The organism is Wolbachia endosymbiont of Drosophila bocki, from assembly GCF_028982005.1.
Lineage (GTDB): Bacteria > Pseudomonadota > Alphaproteobacteria > Rickettsiales > Anaplasmataceae > Wolbachia > Wolbachia pipientis.
The window spans coordinates 1-4,210 of the sequence record NZ_JAPQLG010000021.1; the positions used below are offsets into that span (position 1 = coordinate 1).

The 4,210-nt window shown below is 35.6% G+C and carries 3 protein-coding genes; all 3 read left to right on the top strand.

The genetic code is table 11. The features are described 5' to 3' along the window. Positions 1 to 404 precede the first annotated feature (404 nt). Genes htpG through OZD61_RS00405 form a run of 3 tightly spaced genes read left to right on the top strand, consistent with a single transcriptional unit; the run spans position 405 to position 4,173 of the window. Positions 405 to 2,300 (top strand): molecular chaperone HtpG, encoded by a 1,896-nt coding sequence (gene htpG, locus OZD61_RS00395; protein ID WP_274979432.1) that lies wholly within the window; start codon positions 405 to 407, stop codon positions 2,298 to 2,300. A gap of 38 nt (positions 2,301 to 2,338) precedes the next feature. Beyond that, positions 2,339 to 2,542 carry a hypothetical protein gene (locus OZD61_RS00400; RefSeq protein WP_274979430.1) on the top strand — a complete coding sequence of 68 codons (204 nt, stop codon included), beginning with the start codon at positions 2,339 to 2,341 and terminating at the stop codon, positions 2,540 to 2,542. Between the two features lie 14 nt (positions 2,543 to 2,556). Beyond that, a complete protein-coding gene (locus tag OZD61_RS00405) occupies positions 2,557 to 4,173 on the top strand; it encodes a host RNA manipulator TomO (RefSeq protein ID WP_458695281.1) in 1,617 nt (538 codons plus the stop codon). Positions 4,174 to 4,210 lie beyond the last annotated feature (37 nt).

A 4,210-nucleotide genomic window follows, 5' to 3' on the forward strand; every position in this document is an offset into this window, starting at 1 on the left:
AGCTAATTATTCACTATCCATTTTTTAAGTTGGCGTTTTTTGATGTTTTAAATAGCGTATTTCAGCTTGTGTAGCTAGAAATTTGATAAAGACATGAGGTGCACATAGTGCAAAAAATTAAGCACGATTTACGCCAAATACATTAAGTTTTTTTGTCATTAATCCACTGCAGAGATTGCGAAGATAAATAAATAGCTTCAGTTTCATGATAAGGGGGCTGGCGAAGGGTGTCAAGGAAGTTTTTCGTTTCATCCAATGCGCTGCCAAAAGTTTGTTATGCAAGAGATCCCATAAATTGGGTGTCATAATAACTACACCCACATTAATTTTGGTGTACGTGACCTTGAAAAATCGTGATTCAATACTTAAACTATTAGGGTGGTAGGCAAATAATGGAGCTCAAAATGCATAATGTACAAGAAACTGAAAATTTAAAATTTGACGCTGAGGTAGGGAAAGTGCTGAATATAGTGATTCATTCACTTTACACCAATAAAGACATTTTTCTGCGTGAATTAATATCAAATGCATCAGATGCATGTGATAAGTTGCGCTATGAATCTCAACTAAACCCTAATTTGCTAGATTTGAGTGACGAATTAAAAATCACTATCAGCTCCAATAAAGATAAGAACGAGCTATATATCACTGATAATGGCATTGGAATGAATAGACAGGATTTAATAGACAATCTTGGTACAATTGCAAGCTCTGGTACGCAGAAGTTCTTGGATGCGATTAAGAATAGCAAGGATTCAAGCCAAACTGTGGAGCTGATTGGGAAGTTTGGTGTTGGTTTTTACTCAAGCTTTATGGTTGCATCAGAAGTAATAGTAGAATCGAGAAAAGCTGGAGAAGAGGAGTCTTGGATCTGGCAATCCAAAGGAGATGGGGAATATTCAATCAGCAAGTCAGATAATCAAGTCCCTCGCGGAACCAAAATTACGCTCATTATGCATCCTGAAGAAAACGAGTTTTTAGATAAATTTCGTGTTGAAAATATTGTCACTACTTACTCTGATCACATAAATTTTCCTGTTGAATTTATAGACGAAGAAGGAAAAAGTGAAAAGTTAAACGGTAAGGCTGCAATTTGGACTAAGCCAAAAAATGACGTTACTCAAGAGGAGCACAACGATTTTTTCCGCAGTGTTGCTCACGTTGGCGGGGAGCCCTGGATGATATTGCATAATAAAAATGAAGGTGCAATAGAATATACAAATTTGCTTTATGTTCCTTCTATAAAACCTTTTGATTTATTCCATCCAGATAGACGTTGCTCTGTGAAGTTATATGTAAATAAAGTATTTATCACTGAAGATAACGTACAGATTATACCACAATACTTGCGTTTTCTGAAAGGCGTGGTTGATTCACCGGACTTGCCTCTTAATATCAGCAGAGAAACGCTGCAGAATAATCGTGTTGTTGAGCAGATCAGAAAATCTCTCACTAAGCGTGTGATATCAGAGCTCGGTAAAAAAGCAAAAGAGAATTTAGAGGAATATACAAAATTCTGGACCAATTTTGGTGCAGTTTTAAAGGAAGGTCTTTGTGAAGCTATGCCAACTGATGAGAGAGAAGCACTACTCTCAATTTGCAGATTTCATAGTACTGGTGATGAGAAATTAGTCAGCATTGATGACTATATAAGCAGAATGAAGCCTGAGCAGGAACATATCTATTATCTCACCGGAAATAGCCTCGGTTCAGTGAAAAACAGTCCGCAACTTGAGGGGTTCGTCAGTAAAGGGCTGGAGGTTCTTCTGTTCGTTGATCCAGTGGATGATTTCTGGACTAGTGTAATTCATGAATATAAAGATCAAAAGTTTAAGTCTGTGACTCGCGCTGATGTTGATTTGGAAAAATTCTCTTCAGAAGAAGATAAGAAAAATGAAGAAAACAAATCGAATGAAGAAAAAACTGAGGAAACTATATTGCAATATTTTACTACAGTGCTTGGAGATTCAGTAAAAAGCGTAAAAATTTCCAAAAAATTGACTGATAGTCCCGTATGCCTAGCGGTTGATGAAGGTGCTATGGATCTTCGCATGGAGCGTTTTTTGCGTGAACAAAAGCAGCTAAATTACCGCACGCCAAAGGTGCTTGAAATTAACACTAAGCATCCTGTAATAAAGAGTATAATGAAATCTTATGCTGAAAGTGGTGAAAACCCAACATCGGAGGACATGGTTCACTTATTGTTTTACCAAGCTTGCATCGTGGAAGGCGAAGAGATGGATGACGCGAGCAGCTTTGCTAAGAGACTGAATAATTTGCTTGGCAAGATTTCTGTTTAATGCTATACTTAGCTTAGCTGCTGGTTAGGAGGTAAAACATGTTTGGTTCCAATTTTAGGGACTTTGTATCACAAGATGCAACTTCACAGGGCCAATCAAATTCTGAAAGATTAGTCAAAAGTTGGCATGGTTTTGAAAAACCAGATTCTGAAGATTCAGGTATTGAAGAAGAGTTTGAAGTTTTAGATAGCGAAAGTCAAGAGATACCAGCTACTCCATGTAGCACACCCCTGAAGATCTAAGTTTAGAGAATGCAATACTTGCAAACTTTCCTGATGGTTGTGATAGGTCGTTTACTGTAGAGTTAAAAGATGAAGATTCATATGGTATCATTCCTAAAAACTTAACTTTTGCTGAGATTATAAATATCTTAAATCAAGCTATACAAGAAGATAATTGTGAAGAATTAGACAAGGTTGTACAAAATATTGAAGATTATGAAGGCAGGTCTATTACGCTGGATAATGAAAATCTCAAAGATTTCTGTTCAAATCAACTTGATTTGGAGTTACAAAACGGAAGCAACCATCAACATATATATTCAAATGTACTATCACAATATAAATTTGATCAAGAGGGTTTCGAGTATGATTATTCAGTAAAAGAATTGGTACTATTGGCAATTGCAGCTAATGACAAGCTAGTAGAGCAATATCAGGATTTTCTTTTTGCTGAAGGAAATTTAAGTCTTTTACCTCTCCTTGTTGGTGGTCAAAAATATATTGAAGCTTTTATAGAAAAATTCCATGGTACCGATGGAGTTTGTGGAAGATTAAAAGATCAAACTATACAACTTGTCGAACCTAATAAGATTGGTTTTTTCTCAGTTATAGCATTAAGAAAAGAGCAAGAATTATTAAATGCAGTTTTTGTCGAATACGTTTTAAGAGATTTTGGACAGGTGTTAAAAACAAGTAATCCTGATTCTTTGTATGGTGTGCTTGAAACAGCGTCTCTGATCAAAAATGAAGAATTCATCACGATAGTGCTGGGTGCATTTGAAAGATATATTAATAAGCTAACTAAAAAAGCCTCAACAGAAGAGTTATTAAAAAAGAGTTTTGTTACTTTATCAGAAACTGCGATAAGCCAGGAACACACATCTGTCATTGAATACCTGTGCAAACGATACACTAATAGTGCAGATCATGCCATTTACGATGTATATGAACAAGCATTTGCGGATGATAAAGTTATTACAATACTAGGGCAACAAATCCTGAAAAACATACGAGCTCGTGGCAGAAAAGAAATTTATGATTTAATTCTGAAAACTGCATTGGATGCTGGTAATATTGCATTTATCGAGCACTTGTGTGAAAAATGTGTTAAATGCAGCAATGATGTTATCGGCTATCTCAATCAAAAATTTAAAAATAACGAATTTGATAACATACACGAATCAATCCTCATTGCATTGTCTAATGTTGAATACACAGACACAGACGTTATAGTCGAGGCGCTTTTTTACACTAAAGAAATCCATCAAAACGTATCACATAATGAGCAAGTGATTAGGCTGGTCATACAGAATATACTGAAAAATGCAACACACTACTCAATAGGCCAAGAAGATTACTCCTTAGTCAAGGAAGTATGTTACTTATACACAGAAGAGGGTGCAATTAACGTAATTTTTCAAGAGGAGTGTAAGATTTTTAAATCTAGCATAGAAAAGCGCATAGAAGATCTGGAAAAGGAAAACAAATTATTGCAATCTGAAGCTTTACGTGAATATAACAGCCGTCTTCCAGGTATTGTAAATGGATTAGTTCAGACTGCTTGCATAGTGTATGATGAATACACTAAAGATCCAAAAGACAATAAACGTCAAAAGAATATTGATCTAAGAACCTGTTTAAAATCTTCGTAATAGGAGAGAAATGAAGGAAAGGACAATCATTTGCAAG